Source organism: Streptomyces sp. NPDC054863, assembly GCF_053610825.1.
Window position 1 is genome coordinate 38,963 of record NZ_JBSGZD010000015.1, and the last position, 24,569, is coordinate 63,531.

At 71.3% G+C, this 24,569-nt stretch carries 18 protein-coding genes; 14 read left to right on the forward strand and 4 right to left on the reverse strand.

Annotation, left to right across the window (positions count from 1 at the left end; genetic code table 11):
• The first annotated feature begins 450 nt into the window (after positions 1–450).
• Together ACWGIG_RS05425 and ACWGIG_RS05430 are read left to right on the forward strand one after the other, a co-directional pair.
• Positions 451–2,148, forward strand: coding sequence for an MFS transporter (locus ACWGIG_RS05425; protein WP_453320197.1), 1,698 nt, complete (start codon positions 451–453; stop codon positions 2,146–2,148).
• Positions 2,149–2,271: 123 nt separating this feature from the next.
• On the forward strand, positions 2,272–3,465 hold the full coding sequence (locus ACWGIG_RS05430) for an acyl-CoA dehydrogenase family protein (RefSeq protein ID WP_453320198.1): 1,194 nt from the start codon (positions 2,272–2,274) through the stop codon (positions 3,463–3,465).
• 50 nt (positions 3,466–3,515) lie between these two features.
• On the opposite strand, the gene ACWGIG_RS05435 is transcribed toward ACWGIG_RS05430, so the two are convergent.
• The gene (locus tag ACWGIG_RS05435; protein ID WP_453320199.1) at positions 3,516–3,956 is read right to left on the reverse strand and encodes a cell division protein SepF; all 441 of its coding nucleotides are present in this window, start codon (positions 3,954–3,956) and stop codon (positions 3,516–3,518) included.
• A 302-nt stretch (positions 3,957–4,258) separates the two neighbouring features.
• Here ACWGIG_RS05435 and ACWGIG_RS05440 point away from each other — a divergent pair, with 302 nt between their 5' ends.
• The 10 genes from ACWGIG_RS05440 (at position 4,259) to ACWGIG_RS05485 (ending at position 17,695) form a co-directional block, all read left to right on the forward strand.
• On the forward strand, positions 4,259–5,449 hold the full coding sequence (locus tag ACWGIG_RS05440) for a DUF5685 family protein (RefSeq protein WP_453320200.1): 1,191 nt from the start codon (positions 4,259–4,261) through the stop codon (positions 5,447–5,449).
• Positions 5,450–6,173: 724 nt separating this feature from the next.
• A complete protein-coding gene (locus ACWGIG_RS05445) occupies positions 6,174–7,244 on the forward strand; it encodes an LLM class flavin-dependent oxidoreductase (RefSeq protein ID WP_453320201.1) in 1,071 nt (356 codons plus the stop codon).
• A 73-nt stretch (positions 7,245–7,317) separates the two neighbouring features.
• On the forward strand, positions 7,318–8,187 hold the full coding sequence (locus tag ACWGIG_RS05450; protein WP_453320202.1) for a DUF1684 domain-containing protein: 870 nt from the start codon (positions 7,318–7,320) through the stop codon (positions 8,185–8,187).
• A gap of 276 nt (positions 8,188–8,463) precedes the next feature.
• Positions 8,464–9,375: a S1 family peptidase gene (locus ACWGIG_RS05455; RefSeq protein WP_453320203.1), complete on the forward strand. Its 912-nt coding sequence runs from the start codon at positions 8,464–8,466 to the stop codon at positions 9,373–9,375.
• A 155-nt stretch (positions 9,376–9,530) separates the two neighbouring features.
• On the forward strand, positions 9,531–10,529 hold the full coding sequence (locus ACWGIG_RS05460; RefSeq protein ID WP_453320216.1) for a slipin family protein: 999 nt from the start codon (positions 9,531–9,533) through the stop codon (positions 10,527–10,529).
• 239 nt (positions 10,530–10,768) lie between these two features.
• Positions 10,769–11,857, forward strand: a complete 1,089-nt coding sequence (locus ACWGIG_RS05465; protein ID WP_453320204.1) for a S1 family peptidase — start codon at positions 10,769–10,771, stop codon at positions 11,855–11,857.
• Between the two features lie 370 nt (positions 11,858–12,227).
• Positions 12,228–13,184, forward strand: a complete 957-nt coding sequence (locus tag ACWGIG_RS05470; protein WP_453320205.1) for an ABC transporter permease — start codon at positions 12,228–12,230, stop codon at positions 13,182–13,184.
• A gap of 47 nt (positions 13,185–13,231) precedes the next feature.
• Entirely contained in the window at positions 13,232–15,004 is a 1,773-nt protein-coding gene (locus ACWGIG_RS05475) for an ABC transporter substrate-binding protein (RefSeq protein WP_453320206.1), read from the forward strand.
• Positions 15,005–15,032: 28 nt separating this feature from the next.
• Complete coding sequence (locus ACWGIG_RS05480; protein ID WP_453320207.1) at positions 15,033–16,025, forward strand: ABC transporter permease; 993 nt, start codon at positions 15,033–15,035, stop codon at positions 16,023–16,025.
• Entirely contained in the window at positions 16,022–17,695 is a 1,674-nt protein-coding gene (locus tag ACWGIG_RS05485) for a dipeptide ABC transporter ATP-binding protein (RefSeq protein WP_453320208.1), read from the forward strand. Before ACWGIG_RS05480 ends, ACWGIG_RS05485 begins: the two co-directional genes overlap by 4 nt.
• Positions 17,696–17,758: 63 nt before the next feature.
• On the opposite strand, the gene ACWGIG_RS05490 is transcribed toward ACWGIG_RS05485, so the two are convergent.
• Positions 17,759–20,491 (reverse strand): M4 family metallopeptidase, encoded by a 2,733-nt coding sequence (locus ACWGIG_RS05490; RefSeq protein WP_453320209.1) that lies wholly within the window; start codon positions 20,489–20,491, stop codon positions 17,759–17,761.
• A gap of 452 nt (positions 20,492–20,943) precedes the next feature.
• Here ACWGIG_RS05490 and ACWGIG_RS05495 point away from each other — a divergent pair, with 452 nt between their 5' ends.
• A complete protein-coding gene (locus ACWGIG_RS05495) occupies positions 20,944–21,108 on the forward strand; it encodes a hypothetical protein (RefSeq protein ID WP_453320210.1) in 165 nt (54 codons plus the stop codon).
• Positions 21,109–21,172: 64 nt separating this feature from the next.
• Here the strand turns inward: ACWGIG_RS05495 and ACWGIG_RS05500 are convergent, their stop codons facing one another.
• The gene (locus ACWGIG_RS05500; protein WP_453320211.1) at positions 21,173–22,357 is read right to left on the reverse strand and encodes an AAA family ATPase; all 1,185 of its coding nucleotides are present in this window, start codon (positions 22,355–22,357) and stop codon (positions 21,173–21,175) included.
• Entirely contained in the window at positions 22,354–23,418 is a 1,065-nt protein-coding gene (locus ACWGIG_RS05505; RefSeq protein WP_453320212.1) for a DUF3533 domain-containing protein, read from the reverse strand. The genes ACWGIG_RS05500 and ACWGIG_RS05505 overlap by 4 nt, the downstream gene beginning before the upstream one ends.
• Positions 23,419–23,522: 104 nt before the next feature.
• Here ACWGIG_RS05505 and ACWGIG_RS05510 point away from each other — a divergent pair.
• Positions 23,523–24,569, forward strand: a 1,047-nt coding sequence (locus ACWGIG_RS05510) for an LLM class flavin-dependent oxidoreductase (protein ID WP_453320213.1), incomplete at its 3' end; no start/stop codon positions are given.

The following is a 24,569-nucleotide window of genomic DNA, read 5'->3' on the forward strand; positions in this document are numbered from 1 at the left end:
ATGTGGGGTGTGTCTCACCGCAAGGTTTATTCCTGACTGTCCGGGAAATGGTCGGGACCTTGTGCCCTATTCATTCCGGCCCACTCCCACAACTCTCTTGAAATCTTCTGAATTTCAGCCTCGGGGGCGTCGGACGGAATTTCCCTCTCCGCCACCGGCCGGTACCGGGGGTCGGTGTGCGCCCGGCCGGGAACCGACCGTGCCGCGCCGTGCGTGGTGTTGCGTGGTACGCCGGAGCGGCTCCTCGCAGGGGTACGGGCGCGGGCGCCGCGTGGTGTACGCCACACCGGCTCGGGCATTTCCATGAGAGATGGGCCACGCACCCCGGGGGTGAACTCGCGTACGCTGACGGCTCACTCGCCCGTCGATGCCGGGCCCACCAGGACGTATCAGACACGGACGTCCCCGGCGGCCCACCGAGCGCGAGGGGATCACTGGGAGGTTACGTACATGGCAGGGACAACCACGGCCGGCGCCGAGCTGACTGCGGGAGGTCCTTGGCGACGGCTCCTCTCAGGGCACGGCACCAACCGCTGGGTGGTGCTCGCGATCCTCTGCGTGAGCCTGATCCTCGTCGCGCTCGACTCGACGATCCTGCACATCGCGGTCCCCTCGGTCACCGAGGACCTGCGCCCCGGCTCCGTGGAGCTGCTGTGGATCGTCGACTCCTACCCCCTCGTCTGCGCCTCGCTGCTGATTCTCTTCGGCACGCTGGGTGACCGCGTCGGACGCCGCCGCGTGCTGCTGCTCGGTTACGGACTGTTCGGCATCGCCTCCGCGCTGGCGGCGCTCTCCGACACTCCGCAGCTCCTGATCGCGGCCCGTGCCCTGCTCGGCGTCGGCGGCGCGATGATCATGCCCGCGACGCTGTCGATCCTGCGCCAGGTCTTCCCCGACCGCCGCGAGCGGGCGATGGCGGTCGGCATCTGGGCGGCGGTCTCCGGCATCGGCGCGGCCGGCGGCCCGGTGATCGGCGGCTTCCTGGTCGAGCACTACTGGTGGGGCTCGGTCTTCCTGATCAACATCCCGCTGATGATCGTGATCCTGCCGATCGGCCGACTGCTGCTGCCCGAATCGCGCGGCAGCGGCCAGGGCCCGTGGGACGTGGTCGGCGCGCTGATGGCCTCCGCCGGCGTGCTCGGTGTGGTGTACGGAGTGAAGCGCGCGGGCAGCGGCGACCCGGTGCTCGATGTGCTCACGCTGGCCCCGCTGCTGGTCGGAGCGGTGCTGCTGGTCCTCTTCGTACGACGGCAGAGGCGCCGCGAACACCCGTTGATCGACATGAAGCTGTTCAGCCGGGTCACCTTCACCACCTCGGTGGGCTGCCTGGTGCTCGGCATGCTGGCCCTGGTCGGCCTGGAGCTGATCGCGGTCCAGTACCTCCAGCTGGTGCTGGGTCTGAGCCCGCTGGAGACCGGCATGCGGCTGCTGCCGCTGACCTTCGCCGCGATGGCGGCGGGCGCGGTCGGGGGCTGGGCGCTCCACAAGGTCGGCCCCCGGTTCATGGTGGTGTCCGGCTTCACGCTCACCGCCGCCTCCGTCACCCTGCTGACGATGATGGGCCAGGAGGACCGGCCCTGGCTGATGGCCGGGGGGTTCGTGCTGCTGGGATTCGGCATCCAGGCGACGCTCTTCGGTTCGTACGAGTCGATGCTCAGCGAGGCCCCGGCGGATGCCGCGGGTGGCGCGGCGGCCATCGGCGAGACCTCCTACCAGCTGGGTGCGGGCATGGGCATCGCCCTGCTCGGCAGCGTCATGAACGCCGCGTACGGGCCCGGCCTCAAGGGCGTCGACGGCGTCTCGAAGGCCGACTCCACCTCCGCGTCGAACTCGCTCGGCGAGGCGTACGAGGTCGCCAAGGAGATCGGCGGTGCGGCAGGGGCCGCGCTGCGCTCCGCCGCCCGCGTCGCCTTCGTGCACGGCCTGCACGTGACCCTGCTGACCAGCGCAGGGCTGCTGCTCATCGGCGCGGTCGCCGCGCTGAGGCTGCCGCGCGGCATGGACCAGACGGCGCAGGACCCGCAGCAGGACGCCGGGCCCGAGCCGGATGCGGAGCCGGACGCCGAGCCCCCGGCCACGCCCCGGGAGGCCAAGAAGCTCCCGCCCGCGCGACGTGAACCCGCCGAGGCGTCTGCGGGTCTGGACTGACACGGCCCCGGCGGGTCTGGACCGCCGGGGCCCCGGCCCGTACCGTCGCCCCGGAAGATTAACTAACGCTGCTAGTTAATGCTGTGGTGAATCCACGCAGCCGAGAGCCGCCGGAGGGCCAGCATGTCCGCACATCCCCCGAAGCTTCCGCCGTTCGACCCCGCCGACCCGCTCGGCATCGACGACCTGCTCGGCCCCGAGGACCTCGCGATCCGCGACACGGTCCGCAGCTGGGCCGCAGACCGGGTCCTGCCGCACATCGCCGACTGGTACGAGCGCGGAGAGCTGCCCGGCATCCGCGACCTCGCCCGCGAACTCGGCTCCATCGGCGCGCTCGGCATGTCCCTGACCGGCTACGGCTGCGCGGGCGCCACCGCCGTCCAGTACGGCCTGGCCTGCCTGGAACTGGAGGCCGCCGACTCCGGAATCCGCTCGCTCGTCTCCGTACAGGGCTCGCTCGCCATGTACGCGATCCACCGCTTCGGCTCCGATGAGCAGAAGCGGCGGTGGCTCCCCGGCATGGCCTCCGGCGAGATCATCGGCTGCTTCGGCCTGACCGAACCCGACCACGGCTCCGACCCGGCGGGCATGCGCACGCACGCGAAGCGGGACGGCACCGACTGGGTGCTCACCGGCCGCAAGATGTGGATCACCAACGGTTCGGTCGCCGGTGTCGCCGTCGTCTGGGCGCAGACCGACGAGGGCATCCGCGGCTTCCTCGTGCCCACCGACGCCCCCGGCTTCTCCGCGCCGGAGATCCACCACAAGTGGTCGCTGCGCGCCAGCGTCACCAGTGAGCTCGTCCTCGACGAGGTCCGGCTGCCCGCCGACGCCGTACTCCCGGACGCGGTGGGGCTGAAGGGGCCGCTGAGCTGCCTGAGCCATGCGCGGTACGGAATCGTCTGGGGCTCGATGGGAGCGGCACGCGCCAGCTTCGAGGCGGCGGTCGGCTACGCGAAGACGCGCGAGCAGTTCGGAAGGCCCATCGGCGGCTTCCAGCTCACCCAGGCCAAGCTCGCCGACATGGCCGTCGAACTCCACAAGGGCATCCTGCTCGCCCACCACCTGGGGCTGCGCATGGACGCCGGGAGGCTGCGCCCGGAACAGGTCAGCTTCGGCAAGCTCAACAACGTGCGGGAAGCGATCGAGATCTGCCGCACCAGCCGCACGATCCTGGGCGCCAACGGGATCTCGCTGGAGTACCCCGTGATGCGGCACGCCACCAACCTGGAGTCGGTGCTGACGTACGAAGGCACCGTGGAGATGCACCAGCTGGTGCTGGGCAAGGCGCTCACCGGACTCGACGCGTTCCGGTAGGGGACCCTGTGCCGGACCCGACCGGACCGGGGCGCCGGTGAGCGCCCTGCTCAGCTCTGGTTGAAGAAGCCGCCGGTCTGACGGCCGGCGGCCTCGCCGCTCACGATGCTCGTGTCGGCGGGGGTCAGCAGGAAGACCCGGGTGGCCACGCGCTCGATGGAGCCGCGCAGTCCGAAGGTCAGGCCGGCCGCGAAGTCCACGACGCGCTTGGCGTCGCCGGACTCCATGCTCGTCAGGTTCACGATCACCGGGACGCCGTCCCGGAACAGTTCGCCGATGCCGCGTGCGTCCCGGAAGCCGTCCGGAGTGACGGTGGCGATCCGGCGGCCCTTGTCCTCGGCGGCCTCGGAGACGACACGCACCCGGGGGTCCGTGACCCAGGGCTCGGGTGTCTCGTTGTTCCCCTCGGCGTACTCGTCGTCGTAGTAGCGGTCGTCGTCGCTGTCCTCGACGAGCCCGAGCCAGGCACTCGCCTTGCGCACCGATCCCATGAACGCCTCCTTTCACCGCGGTCTACTTGTGTTCCGCTCCCCCTATGGTCGTCCATCATGCGGATTGCGCGCCAAGTGGATAGTCGGCGCGCAGGGTTTTCGTGACGGTACTGGTGCAGAAGTTGTGGTGATTTCCCCGGGCCCTGTCGTTGCGGGGGCCGCCGGGAGAGTGTAAATCGCACCATCGGGCCAGACGGGTGAGCAGGGGGACGGACGGGTGAACATACGCCGTCTGTACGATGCCTGACGGACTGTTCAGTGGGCGGCGTGATCGCACGACCCACCGCATTACGGGGGCGCAATTGTTCGGCATCGTCAGGCCCTGCACGCATCGACTCGGCGAGGGGCTCAAGACCGAATGGATGGCTCATCTCTGCGGACTCTGCCTGGCGCTTCGCAGTGACCACGGCCAGTTCTCACGGATCGTCACCAACTACGACGGGCTGATCGTCTCGGTTCTGACGGAGGCTCAGTCGCTGCGGTCCACGGACTGGCGGCGTACGGCCGGGCCCTGCCCGCTGCGGGCGATGCGCACCGCACCGGTCGCGCAGGGCGAGGGGGCCAGGCTGGCCGCCGCGGTCTCCCTGGTGCTGGCTTCGGCGAAGGTACGGGACCACGTCGCCGACCGGGACGGGCTGTTGGGCCGCCGTCCGGTCGCCGTCGCCGCCCGCCGGGTCGCGCGGAGCTGGGACCGGGCCGGAGCGAGGACCGGGGCCTCGCTCGGCTTCGACACGTCGGTTCTCGTCGACGCGGTCGACAGGCAGGGCGGCATCGAGGCCGTCGCGGGCATCGGCACCCCGCTGCTCTTCGTCACCGAACCCACCGAAACGGCCACGGCCGCCGCCTTCGCACACACCGCGGTCCTGGCCGGGCGGCCGGGCAACGCGGCGCCGCTCGCCGAGGCGGGCCGGCTCTTCGGGCGGCTCGCCCATCTGCTGGACGCCGTCGAGGACAGGGCGGCCGACGAGGCGTCGGGTGCGTGGAACCCGCTGGCCGCGACCGGGACGTCACTGGCCGAGGCGCGGCGGCTGTGCGACGACTCGGTGCGCGGGGTGCGGCTCGCGCTGCGGGACGCGGAGTTCGTGGACGCCAAGCTGGTGCACGTACTGCTGGCGCACGAGCTGGAGCAGGCGGTGAACCGGGCGTTCGGGACGACGGGGTGCGGGCACGGCGGGGCGGACCGGGGTGCGCACGGGAATGTCCCTGTGCCGGGGAATCCGTATGCGCCGGGCGCGCCAGGTACGCCGGGTGCGCCCGGGGATCTGACGCCGCCTCCGCCTCCGCCGAGGCAGCCGCGAGGGCTGTTGGCCGGGTGTCTGGCCGCGACCGGGCTGTTCTGTACCTGCCAGGTGTGCTGTGCGGACGAGTTCGAGGGGCCCTGGTCGCGGAGGCGGCGGGAGGGCTGCGGCGGCAACTGCGACTGCGGCTGTTGCGACTGCTGCGAGGGGTGCAGTTGCTGCGAATCGTGCGGGTGCTGCGACTGCAGTTGCTGACGCGTTGAGGGGGTGCGCGCAGCGGTCCGTGCGGGATACGGGGTGTGTGGGTGTGCGGGTACGCGGCTGAGCCGGCGGGGCAACGGGGCAGTGGGTGGTGGAGTCTTGGCTCAACAGGACGCGGACCACACGCGACCGAAGTCGATGTGGGAGCGCGTGACCAGCCACTGCTGTCGGTGCATGGCGCTCATGGAACAGGTGTTTTGATGATGCGTCAACAGGTGTGTGGGTGTTTCTGAGACGGCCTGCTCAGAATGTGGACATGCTTGACAGGGGGCCGAGCGGCGGCCTTAGTCTCGGTCCAGGACCGGGCTGAGGGGCCCGGTCCGGTGTGTGTGGCGTGCGGCCGGCTGTGTCCGGTGAGGGCGATTCCCGTGTGTGATCACTGTGTCCACGGAGCCTTTGCATGTCTGCCTCGGGTTGTTCTCTTCTTTCCATGTGCGTGTGCGTGTGCGTGTGCGTGTGCGTGTGCGTGTGCAGGCGCGGGTGCGTCGTGGCTGGTCGCGCAGTTCCCTGCGCCCCTGAAAGCCTGCCCCCGAGCCCTCTTGAGGCCCCTGCCCCGGGGGCGGGACGGGTGGGCAAGGGGGCGGCTCCTTGCGTGGAGGGCACCCCCTCCGCGAGCGCCGGCCCTCGCCACCGCTCGGCCCTGCCCGGCCCTGCGCCACCGGTTCGCCGTGGCGGTGGGGGCTGTTGCCGGCGGGTTCCGTTCTGGAGGGGAGTGGTCATGGGTTCGGTGGGCAGTCGGCCGTTGTACATGGGGGCCGAAGTGGGAGGCGGTGCCTCCGTCGGTGGGCTGGTGCGGCTCGCGGAGGAGGGGGTGCTGGACTTTGTGACCGTGGGTGCGTCCGGTGGGGGCGACTCCGTCGGGCTGCTGGCGCGGGTGGCGGCCGAGACCTCGTGGATAGGGCTCGTGCCCACCGTGACCGTGACCCGCGCCGAGCCGTTTCACGTGCAGGCGGCCGTCGCGACCCTGGACCGGGTGAGCAGGGGGCGGGCCGGGTGGTCGGTCGCCGTGTCGGCCTCGGGACGTGGGACGGCTCTCTTCGGGCGCGAGCCGGACCTCGCCGTCGACGCACTGTGGCGGGAAGCCGGTGAAGTGGTCGATGTGTCGACCCGGCTGTGGGACAGCTGGGAGCAGGACGACGGGGCGGGCGATACGTCGACCGGTCGCTTCGTCGACCCGGACAAGGTGCACCATGTCGACTTCACGGGGGAGTTCCTCTCCGTCAAGGGGTCTGCGAGCGTGCCCCGGCCCCCGCAGGGGTGGCCCGTCACCGTCGTCGACGTGAGTGTGTGCGGGCCCGACGGACTGGCCGTCGCCGCGCGCCACGCGGACGTCGTCATCGTCCGCGCCTTCTCCCCGGGGGAAGCCGCAGTCATGCGCGCCGACCTGCGCCGCCGCGCCGCTGCCGCCGGGCGCGACCCCGACTCGCTGCGCATCCTCGCGGCCCTCACCGTCGACCTCGCCGGGGAGCCGCCCCTCGGCGGGCCGCCGCTCGCGGAGGCGGATGCCGTACGGATGGGGAAGGACGGTGCGGCCAGATACACCGGCGGGCCCGTCGGGCTCGCCCAGGTGCTCACCCAGTGGCACGCCGCCGACGTCGTGGACGGGTTCCACCTCACGCCCCTCCTGCCCGAGCGCGACCTCGAACGGCTCGTCAACGGGACCGCGACCCTGCTCCAACACCGCTGTCTGCACCGGCACTTCTACGCAGGTGCGACCCTCCGCGACCACCTGGGGCTCGCCCGGCCCGTCAGCCGGTACGCCCGGAGCGGCGCCGCGGGACGGTCATGACCGGGGGCGGCGCACCGCGCGCGGACCCCGGGGCCCCGGGCGCCCGCCGAGACCGTATGGAAAGGTTGATCCCATGAGCAGCAGCGAAAGCAGCAGCGAAAGCAGCAGCGCGGCCCCTCAGCAGGACGCGCGGCAGGTGCGGGAGCAGGAGCAGCAGGTGCAGGAAGCGCAGCGGGACTGGCGGCGCTGGCACGAGCACCGTGTCGAGACGGTCGCCTCGCCGTACGGACCGCTCTCCCTCTGCGGCACCCACTGGCTCGCCGACCACCCGGACGGCCGTATCGACGGCGTGCCGGGGCAGTGGCAGGAGGACGGCGCCGAGGTGGTGCTGACGGCAGCGGCGGCGGACGGGATCACGGTCGACGGGCAACCGCTCGACGGCGCGGTCAGGCTCGGCGCCGACCGCGGACCGATCCCCGAATCGCGCGTCCGCGCAGGTGAGCGACGGCTCGTCGTCCTCAGCAGGGAGGGCCTGTGGGCGTTGCGGGACTTCGACCCGCAGTCCGCCGCGCGACGCGCCTTCGCGGGCATCGAGGCCGGGCCCTACGACCCCGCCTGGGCGCTGCCCGGCCGTTTCGTACCGTACGAGAAGGCCAGGAGCATCCAGGTCGAGAACGCCGACGGGCGCTCGCGCGGTCTCGGTCTCGCCGGAGAGGTCGTCTTCGCGCACGACGGGGCCGAGCACTCGCTGCACGTCGCGGTCGAGGACGACGGCTCGCTCTGGGCCGTGTTCGCCGACGCCGACAGCGGGAAGAGCAGCTACCGGTTCCGCTTCCTGCGGCCCGCCGCACCGGCCGCCGACGGTACGGTGACCGTCGACTTCAACCGGGCCGTGCTGCCCCCGTGCGCCTTCGCCGACCACTTCATCTGCCCGTTCCCGCCACCGGGCAACACCCTGCCCTTCGGAGTGCCGACGGGAGAGCTCAACAAGCAGGAGAAGTAAGGGAGTTGAGGACCATCGGCCCCGGGAGCCCCAAGGGCCCCGGGGCTGACGCATGCCCTGCCCCTCCCCGTACTCCCGTACGCCCGCACACGGCTGAAACACGCCCTTGCGCGCCCCGTTGAGGGCCCGAATACTCCCGAGACAGCGCTTGTCAGGGGCATTGCGGCGGGGTCCGTGGTCACACGGGTCGCCGCACGTCTCCGGCTGCGCCTCACGGGCCCCGGGAAAGACCCCACATCGGACCGGGCCCCCGATTCCCCTCGGGAGGAACGACAAGTGAGGAACGAGCGCACCACCACAGAGAGAAGCGGCACCGCGAGACGCGTCCGGTTCCTGGCCGTGGCGGCAGGACTCGCCGCCGCTGCCGCGATCACCATCCCCAACGCCCAGGCCCAGCCGGCCGCCGACACTTCAGCACTGAGCGCCACCCAGCTCGCCTCCGCGGGAGCCGCCGTGCTCGCGGCGGACGTCGCGGGTACCGCCTGGCACGTCGACAAGGCGACCAACACCCTTGTCGTCACCGCGGACAGCACCGTCTCCCGCGCCGAGATCGCGCGGATCACGGACGCGGCGGGCGACAACGCACGTGCCCTGCGCATCGAGCGCACTCCGGGCAAGTTCTCCAAGCTCCTGTCGGGCGGCGACGCCATCTACGCACCGACCTGGCGCTGCTCGCTCGGCTTCAACGTCCGCAAGGGCACCACCTATTACGCACTGACCGCCGGGCACTGCACCGACGGCAACCCCGCCTGGTACACCAACTCCGCCCGGACGACGAAGATCGGCCCGACCACCGGATCCAGCTTCCCGGTCAACGACTACGGCATCCTGCGCTACGACAACGCGAACGTCGCCCACCCGGGCACCGTCGGCAGCGTCGACATCACCAGCGCCGCCAACGCCACCGTCGGCATGAGCGTCACCCGGCGCGGGTCCACCACCGGCACCCACAGCGGCTCCGTCACCGGCCTCAACGCCACCGTCAACTACGGGGGCGGCGACGTCGTCTACGGCATGATCCGCACCAATGTGTGCGCCGAGCCCGGCGACAGCGGCGGCCCGCTGTACTCCGGCAGCAGGGCCATCGGCCTCACCTCCGGCGGCAGCGGCAACTGCTCGTCCGGCGGCACGACCTTCTTCCAGCCCGTCACCGAGGCACTCAGCGCGTACGGGGTCACCATCTACTGATCCCCGCCGGCACCACCGAACCGCAGCCAGCAGCAGGCAGGCCCCCGATCCGGACTCCTCCGGGCGGGGGCCTGTCGACTGTTGCCCCGCGGGGTTACCTTCTTCTCAGGACATGTCCGGAGACAGTGGGACTACTGGCACTCCAGGGGGCCGTGATGGTCGAGGAGTTGTTGACGGCGGGGGCCGCGGCCGTGGGCGCCGGAGCGGTGTATCTGATGGCGGCGGCCCGGGTGGTCAAGCAGTACGAGCGGGGGGTGGTCTTCCGCCTCGGAAGGCTCAGGGAATCGGTGCGCGGGCCGGGGTTCACGATGGTGGTGCCGTTCCTGGACCGGCTCACCAAGGTGAACATGCAGATCGTGACCATGCCGGTGCCCGCCCAGGACGGCATCACGCGCGACAACGTCACGGTGCGCGTCGACGCCGTCATCTACTTCAAGGTGATCGACGCGGCGGACGCCCTGGTGCGGGTGGAGGACTACCGGTTCGCGGTCGCGCAGATGGCACAGACCTCGCTGCGGTCCATCATCGGCAAGAGCGAACTCGACGATCTGCTGTCCAACCGCGAACGGCTCAACCAGGGCCTTGAGTTGATGATCGACAGCCCGGCGGTGGGGTGGGGCGTGCAGATCGACCGCGTCGAGATCAAGGACGTGTCGCTGCCGGAGACCATGAAGCGGTCGATGGCCAGGCAGGCGGAGGCCGACCGCGAGCGCCGGGCGCGCGTGATCAACGCGGACGCCGAACTCCAGGCGTCGAAGAAGCTCGCCGAGGCGGCGGCCGTGATGTCCGACCAGCCGGCCGCCCTCCAGCTCCGGCTGCTGCAGACGGTGGTGGCGGTCGCGGCGGAGAAGAACTCGACGCTGGTGCTGCCGTTCCCGGTGGAACTGCTGCGCTTCCTGGAACGGGCGGCGCCGACCCCTGCGGCGGCCGGGGCACCTGCGCCTGCGGCGGCTGCGGCAGCGGCGCCCCCTGCGGCTGCGGCACCCGCGCCTCCGGCAGTTGGGGAACCCGCGTCCCCTGCGGCCGTGCCGCCCGTCCCTCCGGCGGCCGGGCCGGCCGCGCCCGGGGCGGAGATCCGGGCGGACATTCCGGGGGACACCCCGGCGGAGACGTCGGGATCCGGTACCGGAGGGACCAGTACCGGACAGGAGTAGACCTCACCCAGGGGCGGTCACCGGTTGCACGCGGTGTTCGCGATTGCGACCGGGCGGTCGCAAGTCGGACACTCGCCTGGCGTGTCCCTGGCATGTCAAGAGAAAGGGGGCGTGCGGTAGTTGTCGTGTGCGCGTCCTGAAGTGGACCTTGTGTGCTCCCGGTTGCCCTGGGAATAGTGGGCCCCGACCCGGGCCCACCCCCACATTTCCGGGCCCGGACCCCCCACAGGAGGTCACTTGTGAAGCACCGACGCATACCCAAGCGGCGCGCGGCAGCGGCAGGAGCCGCAGTCGTCGCCCTGGTCGCCACGGGCATCACCTTCCAGAGCGCGAACGCGAGCGAAGGCACGGCTCCCGTGCCGACGCTGAAGACCCTCTCCGTGGCGAGCGCGGGCCAGCTCGCCTCCTCGCTCACCAAGCAGCTCGGCAGCGCTGCCGCCGGGTCGTTCTACGACGCGAAGGCGAAGTCCCTCGTCGTCAACGTCACGGACGAGGCGGCGGCGGAGACCGTGCGTACGGCCGGCGGCAAGGCCAGAGTCGTCCAGCACACCCTGGCCGAGCTGAAGTCGGCGCGTACGGCGCTGGCGGGCAAGGCGTCGATCCCGGGCACGTCCTGGGCGACCGACCCGGTCAGCAACAAGGTCGTGGTCACGGCCGACCGCACGGTGAAGGGCGCCGCCCTCGCCAAGCTGAACAAGGCGGTCAAGGACCTCGGCGCCAAGGTGCAGCTGAAGCACTCGAAGGGGGAGTTCAAGCCCCTCATCGCGGGTGGCGACGCCATCTACGGCGGGAGCTCGCGCTGCTCGCTCGGCTTCAACGTGACCAAGGGCGGCGAGGCGCACTTCCTGACGGCCGGGCACTGCACCGCGGAGATCAAGAGCTGGTCCGACAAGCAGGGCGGCTCCGCGATCGGCACCACCGCCGACTCGAAGTTCCCGGGCAACGACTACGGCCTGGTGAAGTACACGGGTGACACCCCGCACCCCAGCGAGGTCAACCTCTACAACGGCAGCACGCAGGCCATCACCAAGGCCGGTGACGCCACCGTCGGCCAGAAGGTGACCCGCAGCGGTTCCACCACCCAGCTCCACGACGGCGAGGTCACCGGCCTCGACGCCACCGTGAACTACGGCAACGGCCAGGTCGTCAACGGGCTCATCCAGACCACGGTCTGCGCCGAGCCCGGCGACAGCGGCGGCGCGCTCTTCGCGGGAGACACCGCGCTGGGCCTCACCTCCGGCGGCAGCGGCGACTGCTCGGCCGGCGGGGAGACCTTCTTCCAGCCGGTACCGGCGGCGCTCGCCGCGACGGGCACCCAGATCGGCTGACCCGCAAGCCCACCCGTACGACCCGTACCACCCGTTCGACACGGAGCCCCGGCCCGCCACCAGCAGGCCGGGCTCCGTGCTGTCCGGGTCCGGGGCCGGGCGCCGGAGCGGTTACGTGGCCGAGATCTCACGCGGCTGCCACATCACCGCCCCGTACCGAAGAATTCACCGCATTTGTCCCGACAAGGCTGTCGGGAACATTGCCGCAGCATGACGGCGCACCGTGCCCCCGCAACACTCCCTTCGCAATCAACGCACCGCGCTCATTTCCGATTTGCCGGGCCAGAATCCTCTTGTTCTGATGGCGGGCGACCCACGGCGGAGACCCCGACCGGTGGGCCCGTCACAGCAGTTCAGGAGCCCGGCACCCATGCCCGCAAGACCCACGACGTCGCCCCGCGGCCCCTTCGCCGCCGCAGTCCGCGCCTTCCGGCGCGACCGCACCGGTATGACCGCCCTCTGTGTCGTCGTCCTGTGTGTCCTGCTCGCCGTCTGCGCGCCGCTGCTCACCGCCTGGTACGGCAAGAACCCGACCGAGCACTACGGGCAGAACAGCCCAGGGCTGCTCAGCGCGGAAGGGCTGCCGATGCTGCCGAACGGCGGTATCTCGGGCGAGTTCTGGTTCGGCCTCGAACCGGGGCTCGGGCGTGACGTGCTCGCCCAACTCCTGTACGGGATGCGCACCTCGCTCCTCGTCGCCGGGTCCGCCACCCTCGTCATCGCCGTCCTCGGCATCGTGCTCGGGGTGACCGTCGGCTACCTCGGCGGGCTCGCCGACCGCGCCTTCACCTTCGTCTGCGACGTACTGCTCGCCTTCCCGACCCTCCTGCTGCTGCTCGCGCTCGGCCCGGTGATCCAGACCCGGTTCGTGGACCCGGGCGAGAACGAGCCGGTGTGGATGCAGTTCACCGTGCTCATCCTGGTGTTCGCCGCGTTCGGCTGGGTGCCGCTCGCCCTGGTCCTCCGTACGACCGTGAAGTCCCTGCGGGAGCGGGAGTTCGTGGAGTCGGCGCGGGCGCTGGGGGCGAGCAGGCGGCACATCGTGCTGCGGGAGCTGCTGCCCCACGTGTGGGCCCCGGTGCTCGTGCACATCAGCCTCGCGCTGCCCGCGGTCGTCACCGCCGAGGCCGCCCTGTCCTTCCTCGGCGTCGGCATCGGCGAACCCGTCCCCGACTGGGGGCGGATGATCTCGCGGGGCGCCGAGGTCTTCTACGACGACCCGACCTACATGCTCTTCCCCGGCGCGGCGATCCTCCTCTTCGTCCTCGCCTTCAACCTCCTCGGCGATGCCGTGCGGGACGCACTCGACCCGCGCACCGCCCGCTGAACCGTCACCCTCCCGATCAGCACCCTTCGTCCTCACCGGAGTTCGCCATGCCCAGAATCAGCGCCCGCACCGCAGCCGTCCCGGTCGCCGCCACCGTCGCCGCCCTGCTGCTCTGCTCCTGCTCGGCGGGAGCGGGCGCCGGGCAGCAGGCGAGGACGGACGGGGCCGCGGCACCGGAGTCGAAGCTCGCCGCCATCATCGGTACGGCGAAGGAGAGCGCGGGCCCCGCCCCCGAGGTCCCCGGCGCCCGCAGGGGCGGCACCCTCAAGGTCCTCAACGCCAACGACTACGCACACCTCGACCCGCAGAAGATCTACAGCGGCGAGACCTACAACACCTCGCTCCTGTGGGGCCGCCAGCTCACCCAGTACCAACTGGTCGACGGCAGGCCCAAGCTGGTCGGCGACCTCGCCACCGACCTCGGCAAGTCCTCCGACGGCGGAAGGACCTGGACCTTCACCCTGAAGGACGGCGTGGCCTGGGAGGACGGGCAGCCGATCACCTCGAAGCACGTCAAGTACGGCATCCAGCGCACTTTCGCCCCCGGCTTCGAGGCCGGACCCTCCTACTGGCCCACCTGGCTCACGGGTACGACCAACCTCACCGAGGCCCGCAAGATCTACGGCGGCCCCAAGGACGGCGACCTCAAGGCCGTCGAGACCCCGGACGACAAGACGATCGTCTTCCGCTTCCCGCAGCCGCAGGCCGACGTGGCCTTCATGGCCACCCAGTCCTCCTCCTCGCCGGTCCGCCCGGACAAGGACACCGGGTCGGCCTACGACATCAAGCCCTTCGCCTCCGGCCCGTACAAGATCGTCGAGCACAGGAAGAACCAGTCGCTCACCCTGGAGCGCAATCCGCACTGGAAGCCGGAGACCGACCCGATCCGCCACCAGTACCTCGACGGCTACGAGTTCACCTTCGGCAAGAAGGCCGTCAACTCCGGGCAGGAGATCCTCTCCGGCAACGGCGAAGGCGCCCGCACCGCATCCACCGACCGCGACGGCACCGCCCCCGAGCTCTTCAGCGCCATCGACCGCGACCCGAAGAAGAAGGAACTCCTCGTCGAGGGCCGCCGGGGCGCGTACACCGCCTCGCTCGCCATCAAGAACAGCCGGGTCAGTGACCCCGAGGTCCGCAAGGCCATCCACTACCTCTTCCCCCGCGAGCAGGCCCGCCAGGTGATGGGCGGCCCGCGCCTCGGCGACATCGCCACCACCCTCTCCTCGCCCGCCGTCGCCGGCTGGGAGAAGTACGACCTCTACCCGGTCGCCCCGCAGGGCGACATCGCCAAGGCCAAGGAGCACCTGGCCAAGGCGGAGAAGAAGGTCACCACGCTGACGTACGCCTACGAGACCAACCCGGTCAACGACCGCGTCGCCCAGGTCCTCGTCGAGGCCTTCGGCAAGGTAGGGATCACCCTGGTCACCAAGCCGATGAGCGACGCGGCCTTCACCGACCAGGTCTTCCGCGGGCCCGCCCCGTACGACCTGTGGCTCCAGACCAACTCGGTGAACTGGCCGACCCTCTCCACGCTCCTCCCGGAGGGCTACTACGGCAAGCTCGACGCCCTGGAGAACTCCATCCGGTACAACAACCCGGAAGTCGACAAGGAGATCGAGCGGGTCAGGACCATCCCCGGCATCGAGGAGAAGACCAAGGCGCTCGTCGCCCTGGAACGGACCGTGATGAAGGACGTCCCGGTCGTCCCCTTCCTCAACTCCGCGACCACGCAGGTGCACGGCAAGGACGTCGGCGGCGCGGCCATCCACCCGATCTACGGCACGGTCTCCCCGGCCTGGCTGTTCCTGAAGAAGTGACCCGTCACTCGTCCGGAGAAACGACTCCATGACCGGCTACGTCCTGCGACGCGCCCTCCAGGCGGCGGCGGTGCTCCTCATGATCACCGCCGTCACCTTCGGGCTCTTCCACGCAGCCCCCTCCGACCCCGCCCTCACCGCCTGCGGCCCGCAGTGCGACAGCGCCCAGGTCGCCGAACTGCGCATCTCGATGGGCCTCGACCAGCCGATCCTCGCCCAGTTCGCGGACTATCTGCGCGGCCTCTTCCTCGGCCGCTCCATCCGCGACCTCGACGGTACGGTCCTGGACTGCGCCGCCCCCTGCCTCGGCTACTCCTACGTCCTCCAACAGCCCGTCCTGGAAGCGGTGTTGGAGCACCTTCCGGCCACCCTGTCGCTGGCCGCCGGAGCCCTCGTGGTGATCGTCGTCCTCGGCATCGGCGTCGGCTTCACCGCCGCACTGCGCCGGGGGACCGCCACGGACCGGCTCCTCTCCGGCTTCACGCTGGTCGGCGCGAGCGTGCAGATCTACTTCCTGGGCTACGTGCTCCAGTACCTCCTCGTCTACACGACGGGCCTCCTGCCGGTCCCCGGCTACACGCCCCTCGGCGAGGACCCGGCCGCCTGGCTCGCCGGACTCCTGCTGCCGTGGCTGGTCCTGGGCTTCGTCAACGCGGCCGTCTTCGCCCGCCTCTCCCGCTCCCAGCTCCTGGAGACCATGCACGAGGGGTACGTGAGGACCGCGCGCGCCAAGGGGATGAGCGCGGTCCGCGCCCACCTGAAGTACACGGCGCGCGGCGCGTCCGGGCCGCTGGTGCAGCTCCTGGGGCTGGAGGTGGGGGCACTGTTCGGCGGGGCCTTCATTACGGAGACCGTGTTCGGGATCAGCGGGGTGGGGCGGCTCGCCGTCGATTCCGTACTCCAGAACGACCTGCCGACCGTCGTCGGCACCGTCCTGCTCGCCGCGTTCTTCGTGGTGGTGTTCGTCGCCGTCGCCGACCTGGTGGTGGCCCGTCTCGACCCGAGGGTGAGGCTCGCATGAACCCGGTGCTGGAAGCAGCCGATCTGTCCGTCTCCTTCGTCGGCAGACAGGGCGAGGTCCTTGCCGTCGACCGCGTCTCCTTCGACCTGATGCCCGGTCAGATACTCGGCCTGGTAGGGGAGTCGGGGTCCGGAAAGTCCACGGTCGCTCTCGCCGCACTGGGCCTGCACGATCCGGTGCGTACGAAGATCACCGGAAGTCTCCGGGTGGGCGGGGCCGAGGTCGTGGGTGCGTCCGAGGCCCGGCTCAGGGGGCTGCGCGGCGACCGCGTCGCCATGGTCTTCCAGGACGCCCTGGCCGCGCTCTCGCCGTTCCACCCGGTGGGGGAGCAGGTCGCCGAGGCGTACCGGCTGCACCACCCGAAGGCCTCCCGCGCGGAGGCGCGCGAGCGGGCCGTCGCGATGCTGGAGCGGGTCGGGCTTCCGGCCGCACGCGCCCGGGACTTCCCGCACCTGTGCTCCGGCGGGATGCGCCAGCGCGTCATGATCGCCATCGCGCTGGTCAACGACCCCGCCGTGGTCGTCGCGGACGAGCCGACCACCGCGCTCGACGTCCGGGTGCAGCGCCAAGTGATGGATCTGCTGGGGGAGCTGGTGGACGGCAGTGACACCGCCGTGCTCCTGGTGACCCATGACGTGGGCGTCGTCGCGGAGCGCGCCGACCGGATGCTGGTCATGCGTGGCGGCCGGTTGCTTGAGGAGGGGCCCACCGCCAAGCTCCTCACCGACGCGGAGCACCCGTACACCCGGGCCCTGATCGGGGCCGCCCCCACCCTGGACACGGTGCCGGGCACCAGGCTGCCCACGGTGGACGAGCCCTCACCCGCGCCCGTACGGGCTGCCCGTCCCGCCCCGCAGGGCGGCGCGGCGCTGGTGGACCTCGTGGACCTGCGAGTCGAATTCCCTTCCCCCAGGCCGCTGTTCGGCCGCCGTCCGGAGCCCCGGGTCGCCGTCCGTGACGTCACCCTGCACATCGCCGAGGGCGAGACCCTCGGCCTGGTCGGCGAGTCGGGGTCGGGGAAGTCCACCGCCGCCCGCGTCCTGGCCGGGCTGCAACGGCCCACCGCCGGGACCGTGCGCCTCGCCGGCCGGGACATCTCCGCCGCCGCGACCGACTCCGCACTGCGGCGCGAGCTCAGCCGGGACGTCCAGCTGGTCTTCCAGGACCCGTACGCCTCGCTCAATCCGCGCCGTACCGTCGAGCAGATCGTCACCGCCCCGCTCACCTTCCACACCTCGCTCGACGCGGCGGAGCGCCGGGAGCGGGCCGCCGAACTGCTCCGGCAGGTCGGCCTCAGCCCCGATCAACTCCCTTGCTACCCGCACGAGTTCAGCGGTGGCCAGCGGCAGCGGATCGGCATCGCACGGGCCCTCGCCGTGCGCCCCAGACTGATCGTCGCCGACGAACCGGTCTCCGCGCTCGACGTGTCCGTACAGGCACAGGTGCTGAACCTCCTGATGGACCTGCGCGACGAGTCCGGTCTCTCGCTGCTGTTCGTCTCCCACGACCTCGCCGTCGTACGGCACTTCTGCGACCGGGTCGCCGTCATGCACCACGGCGAGATCGTGGAGAGCGGCGCCCGTGACGAGGTCTTCGACCGGCCACGGGCGCCGTACACGCGGGAGCTCCTGGCGAGTGCCTCAGGTCCCTCTCACGCGTGGGGGGCTTGAGGTCCCTCTCACGCGTGGGGGGCCTGAGGCACTCCGTTTCCCCGCTGTCCGCCGCCCGAGGCGTCAGCAGCGGCCCGCCGGGCGCTCGCGCGTCACCAGGTCGGTGTGGCCCGTGGTGCCGTCGCCCCACACCACGCGCTTCCCGGTGTCGGCCGCGACGCCGTACTGCTCACCGCGCGAGCAGGACACCCGCTGCTGGTTCCTGCCGTCCGCGTCCGCCTGCACCAGCTTGGCAAGGTTCTCGTTGACGAGATCCCCTCTCGGCTTCCAGTAGGTGTACGTCACCGCGTCGTCGGTGGCGTCCAGGCTCCAGATGTACGCCCGCTCGTCCTGCTCCTCGATGAGGTCGGTCATGCTGGTGCCGTCGAGGTTCGCCCGGCGCAGGATCTGCCGGTTGTCGTCCATGATGTCGTCGACCAGCCAGAACAGGTGCTTGCCGGTGAGGACCGGGTTGCCGATGCCGATGTGGCCGCCCTTGGCCGGGAGCAGCGTCCTGCGCCCGGTCTTCAGGTTGAGGATCTCGGTGGACACCACCTGGTAGCCGTCCTCGCCGTGGTAGACCTTGCCGTACGCGAGCCGGCCGCCGTTCAGGGTCGGCAGTGCGGTGGTGACGTCGGCGTCGCCGCCGTCGGCGTAGTGCACCTTCGGGTCGTTGCCGCGGACCCAGGCGACGCGCGGCCTGCGCCCCTCGCCCTCCTCCTGCCAGGTGACGACGTCACCGGAGACGTGCACCGCGCCCGCCAGGGTCGGCAGCGAACGGACCTTCCTGACCGGTCCGCCCTTGAGGGGGCGGGACAGCACGTCGGAGCCGTTCGCGCCGACCGCCACCCACGCCACGGTCCTGCCGTCGGTGTCCGGATGGGTGTGGTAGCGCCCGTCGTTGGGGCTGATCAGCTTCGGGGCGCCCTTGCCGTCGGTGCGTCCGGCCCAGACCGAGTACGCCTCCGCGCCCGCCGCGTCGGACTTGGCGGCGGTCCACCAGCCGCCGCCCGCGCCGGGCTGCTCGCCCCGGGTGTTGAGGTCGCCGAGCAGCTTGTCGGTGTCGACACCGATGGCCTGCTCCCAGCCGGGCACGATGCCGTGCGCGGCGAAGGCGCGGGTGACCTTCTTCAGCTCGTCGCCCTTGACGCCGAGGTCCTTCGCGGCGGACAGGACGGCGCCGCGGGCGGCGGTGAAGCCGTCCAGCGGGGTCAGGTACTCGGTGAGCGCCTTGTAGACGATCCGGTCGGCGAGCTTGCCGCCGAGGTCCTCGCGGACGTCCCACAACGCACCCGAGAAGATGGTGGAGTTGAGGTGCACGCCGCCGCGGTCGAAGCCGAAGGAGACGCCGAGGAAGTCCTTGGACGTCGTACGGCCGTCATTGAGGTCGCGCAGTGCGCAGTCGCGCGGCGACTTCGTGCGGCACAGGTCCTCGCCGATCAGACCGGCGTCGGGGGACTTCTCGTTCTTCGCGACGGTGACGTCGATGGCGTTGCCGAAGTAGTCGGCGACGGCCTCGTTGAGCGCACCGGACTGGCCCGTGTAGACGAGCCCGGCGGTGTGTTCGACGACGCCGTGCGTCATCTCGTGGCCCACCACGTCGAGGTCGGCGGAGAGGGACTTGAATTCCTCGTCGCCGCCGCCGTAGACCATTTTGTCGCCGTCCCAGAAGGCGTTGGCGTACGGCCGGCCGTACTCGGTGACGCCCACCAGGGACTTGATGGCCATGCCGCGGCCGTCGAGGCTGTCCCGGCCGTGCTTCGCCTTGTAGTAGTCGTAGACCTGGCCGGCCGCCCAGTGCGCGTCGACGGCACCGCTCTCGGTGGCGGCCTTGTCGAACTTCTTCGCGGGGGAGGCGACTTCCCTGATCCCCTCGGGCCACTTGCCGGACGCCTCGCCGACGTCGACGCCGCCTGCGTCCCAGGTGGTGAGGGGGCTCTTGCTGGTCTTCCAGGTGCGGGTGCGGTCACGGAGCAGGTAGGCGGAGCCCTGCTTCTCGACCTCCAGCTTCACCTTCCTGCCGTCGAGCTTCACACCGGAGCCGGTGGTGCCGGGCTGCTCGGCCTTCCTGTCGCGGGCACCCTCGATGTTCTGGATGCCGGAGTACGAGAGCACCGGGAAGCCCGCGCGCGCGTCGACGTACACCTCCTGTTTGACCGGCGCCTTCGTGGCGGGGTCGAAGCCGGTGACGGTGACGTGGTGCGTGAGGACGCCCTTGCCCCGCGGGAGCACGACGAGGCCGTGCGAGCCGGCCGTCAGTTGCGGGGCGTCGGCCTTGCCCGTCGTGCGGAGCCTGCCGTCCGCGAGTTCCGTGCGTACGGAGGCGAGGGCCCGCTCGATCGCGGTCGCCGCCGGTACGGATGCCTTGGCGGCGACGTCGAGGGCGGTGAAGTACCTGCCGGAGGTGCCGGTCACGACGCGCTCGCCGTCCCTGCTCTCCATCCGCACCAGGTACTGGCCGCCGAGGACCTTCACGCCCCGGTGCTTCTGCTGGAAGCGGACCGTCTCGCCGGCCCCGTCGCGGACCGTGTCGGCGGCGGCCAGGTCCCGCTGCGGGTCGGCGATGGCGTACCGGCTCTTCTTCGCCGCGAGGTGGCCGCGGGCGGCGTCCGCCGGGCTGCCGGTGGCCGCGGTCTCCTCGGCGATGCCGTCGACGAGAGCGGGGGCGGCGGTGCCCTGGCCGGGGACGACTTCGGCGGTCGGCCGGGCGGGAGCCGCGTGCGCGGGGAGGGTGCCGGTCAGCAGGGCCGCGGCGCCGAGCAGCGCGGCGACCCCGGCGGCCCGGGGTATTCGGGCCGTGGGTCTGTACTCGCTCAAGGTGTTCCCAACTTCCGTGGTCGCTTGCACTGTTCATCGTTCATGCAAGGTGTTGCCACGATGTTGATCAAGAAATAAGTCGTGTCCACATCCGGGGATGCCCACTTGTGGGCAGGGGGCGGGTGCCCGGTGGGCCGGAGGGAGCCGCGGCTCTCCGTACGGGCAGCTGATCGAGATCCACAGTGAGGGGACCGTCGACGGCCGCATGCGCCGCTCGTACGTCCTCACGGGAACGGGCCGCAGCACGCTCACCGCCGAGCGGAACGCCTGCCGAACCGGCCGGCACGTACGTGGACGCCGTCGCCGACGCCGGGCGGTGGGTGCAGCCGCTCCGTACGTGGTGGGGATCGCGGCGGGGCGCGCCCTGACGGTGGTCCTGGTCCTGGTCCTGGGCCGTCCGCCGGACCTGCCGCCCGGTTCGGGCCCGGCCCGCAGGCGGGCGGGACCACCGGGTGGCGGGAATACTCGTGGCCTCGCTGCCCTGGGCCGTGCTGCCGATGCTCGGGTACCGGATGGTGGGGGAGTACCTGATCCGGATCGCGATGACCTACCCCCTCGCATACGGGATCGGCCTGCTGCTCCACCGCCTGCGCCCGCGCACGGTGGGCAGCGCCTGACGCCCAGCGCCTCCTGCGCGGGGCTCGGCGTCGGGCGCCCGGTGCCTACCGCTTCGCCCGGTGCCTACCTCTTCTGCCAGTACCAGAGCGGCTCGTCCAGCGGGCCCTCCCGCCCGGCGACGGTCGTCTGCCCGAAGTCCTTCACCAGCTCGATGGTGTTGATGTCGACGCGGGCCCTTCGCGTCCCCTGTGCCAGTGCGTCGGCGAGGGGGCGCGCATGCGTGACGACGACCAGCTGGATGTGGCGGCTCGCGGTGAGGATCAGGTCCGCGAGGGGCCCCAGCAGGTCCGGGTGGAGGCTGGTCTCCGGCTCGTTGAGGACCAGCAGGGTGGGCGGGCGCGGGGTGAGCAGGGCCGCCACCCAGAGCAGGTAGCGCAGGGTGCCGTCGGAGAGCTCGGGGGCACCGAGCGGGCGCAGCAGCCCGTGCTGGTGCAGCTCCAGCTCGAACCGGCCGCCATGGTCGGCGACCGACACCCGGCTGCCGGGGAACGCGGCGTCGACGGCCTCGTCCATCGCCGCGTGGTCGCCGATCTCCCGGATGGTCTGGAGGGCTGCGGCCAGGTCGGAGCCGTCCGCGCCGAGCACGGGCGTACGGGTGCCGATCTGCGCGGCGCGGGCCGGTGCGCCGGAGTCGGTACGGACGTGGTCGTAGAACCGCCAGTTGCGGATGCGCTCCCTCAGGAGGAGGAGATCCGGGGCGAGTTGAGGATCCGCGAGCTCGCTCAGCATGCTGTCGTACGGACGGACGGTGCCCTGCGAGCGGTGCCAGTCGCCGGACGCGGTACGCACCCGTACGGAAGGCCCGACGCGCTCCGAGAGCAGGGCCGCCGGGCGCAGGACCGGGCCCGCCCACGTGCACTCGCGCTTGATCTCCGGGTCGCCGCCGAACATCGATCGGGCGTCCGGCGGCTGCTGCCCGAAGTCGATCGCGTACCCGAACTCGTCGCCCGCGAAGCCGAGCCGCAGGTTCACCGGGTCCTTGTCGACCACGGACTGCACCGGATGGAGGCCCTCCCGCACCGACCGGCCCAGCTTGCTGGGGCCCGCCCACAGGGTGGAGCCCAGTCCGCCCTCGTGGGCCAGGGCCGCCACCGCGCCGTTGCGGGAGGAGTCGGCGAGCAGGCGCAGGGCCCGGTAGAGGCTGGACTTGCCGGTGCCGTTCGCGCCGGTGACCACGTTGACCCGGCCCAGCTCGACGATCAGCCTGCGCAGCGAACGGTAGTTCTCGACCGCGAGGGTCGTGATCATACGAGCGGGGTCTGCGGGGTCCTGACCTCTGTCGCCCCGCCCGGCAGATCGTCGGCGCCCTTGCGGCTGGACTTCACGCGGGAGGCCACCGCGAGGGTCAGGGCAGCGCCCACCACCGCCCAGGCCGAGAGGACCAGCAGCGGACCCGTGATGTTGTTGCCCTTGAAGTACGCGATCGAGCGCGCCACCCACGTCGCCGCGCCCGGCGGCAGCGCGGGGCCGATCGAACGCCAGAAGCCCGGCAGCATCGGACCGGGGAACGCACCGCCCGCACTCGGGTTGCCGCCGATCACGATGATCAGGATGGCCAGGCCGATGCCGACCACGCCGAAGATGCCCTGGAGGGCGAGGGTCAGCGCACCGACCGCGAAGACGGTGAGGGCGCCCAGGCCCCACAGACCCCACAGGCTGCCGGGCAGTGCACCCAGGATCGGTCCCGCGATGACCGCGCCGAGCAGGCCGGAGACGACCGAGTACACGGCCATCGCGCCGAGCCGGATCCCGGCCCGCCTGCCGTTCGCCGGGCGGGCGCCCGCGCTGATCGCGAGGATCGCCGCGCACAGGTAGCCGCCGACGCACCAGCCGACCACCAGGTAGAAGGACGACAGGCCGTTCGCGTCCTGCCCGGAGGCCGGGGCGATGTCCTTGAAGGCGACCGTGCGCTGCTGCGACTTCGCGACCTCGGTGAAGATCTGCTCCAGCGCACGGGTCTCCGAACCGCCCTGGCCCGAGGCGACCAGCAGGGTGTCGGACTTGCCGCCGCGCGGGTCGACGACGAGCGTCGCGTCGATGTCGCGGTTCATCATCTCCTCGCGCGCCACCGCCTCGGAGGCCAGCGGGCGCGGGTCCAGCGGGGATCCCGGCAGCTTGCGCAGCCGCTCCGAGAACTGCTCCGCCGCACCGCCGGGCGCCACCACGGCGACCTTGATGTCCTGCGGCTTCGGGTGGTGCAGCGCGCCCACGTAACTCGTGATGAAGAGCAGTTGCAGGGCCAGCGCGCCGAGGACGAGCAGTGCGGCCCGCGGGGTCACGGCGTTCTTCAACTCGTCGGCGAATTTCATGCCACCACGCTCCGGCGGAGGGCTGGTTTCCGCAGGCGGGGTGGGCCGTACGGGTGAAGGGGGTAATTTCCTGCATGCACCTGTCAGCAACCGGAAGGCCGGCCGTGAAATTCAGCTATGTGATGCTCCCCGACTACCCCCTCCAGGAGTCCCTGGCCTCCATCAGGCTCGCCGACGAGCTCGGCTTCCACGCCTGTTACGCCGCCGACGAGACCTGGCACAAGGACATGTGGCAGCTGTTCGCGGCGGCGGCCAGGCAGACGGAGAACATCCGGTTCGGCCCGAGCCTCTCCTCCGTCTTACTGCGCGAGCCCACCCTCATCGCCCAGGCCCTCGCCACCCTCGACGAACTGTCCGGCGGGCGCGCCGAGGGGGTGCTGTCCTGCGGGAACTTCGGGCTGCTCGCCCAGTACGGCATCGACTGGGCGAAGGTGAAGCCGCTGTCCCGTACGAAGGAGGCGCTGCACGTCGTACGGACCCTGCTCGACGAGGGCGCGATCACGTACGACGGCGAGTTCTACTCGTACGACGGGCTCTTCACCTTCGCCCGCCCCGTACAGCAGCGGCTGCCGGTGAAGCTCGGCGCGATGCGCGGCCCCAAGTCCTTCGAGGCGGCGGGGGAGCTGTCGGACGGCTGCCACCACGCGCTCAGCTACACCCGGGAGGCGTACGACTACGCGGTCGACCACATCCGGATCGGCGCGGAGCGGGCGGGCAAGGACTGGCGGAGCCTCGACATCGGGGCGTGGGTGGTCTTCGCGGCCGACCGCGACTCGGCGAGGGCGAAGGAGGCGGCGCGCAGCATGGTCGGCATCTACGCCTCCTCGATGCCCGAGGAGCAGTTGCGGCGCAACGGCGTCGACCCCGCCGAGCTGAAGCCGGTGATCGACGCGATCGCGGCCGGCGACCTGGCCAGGGGCATCGAGCTGACGACGCCGGAGGTCGCCGACAGGCTGTCGGTGTCCGGGACGCCCGAGGAGTGCCTGGAGAAGATACGGACCGAGATCGAGCCCAGCGGCGTCAACCACATGATCTGCGCGATCACCGACAGCGGACTGGTCAAGGCGTTCACCGGGCGGGAACTGGCGGGGGTCGCCGACGTGGACACCCAACTCCGGCTGATCCACGAGGAGATCATGCCGCACTGGAAG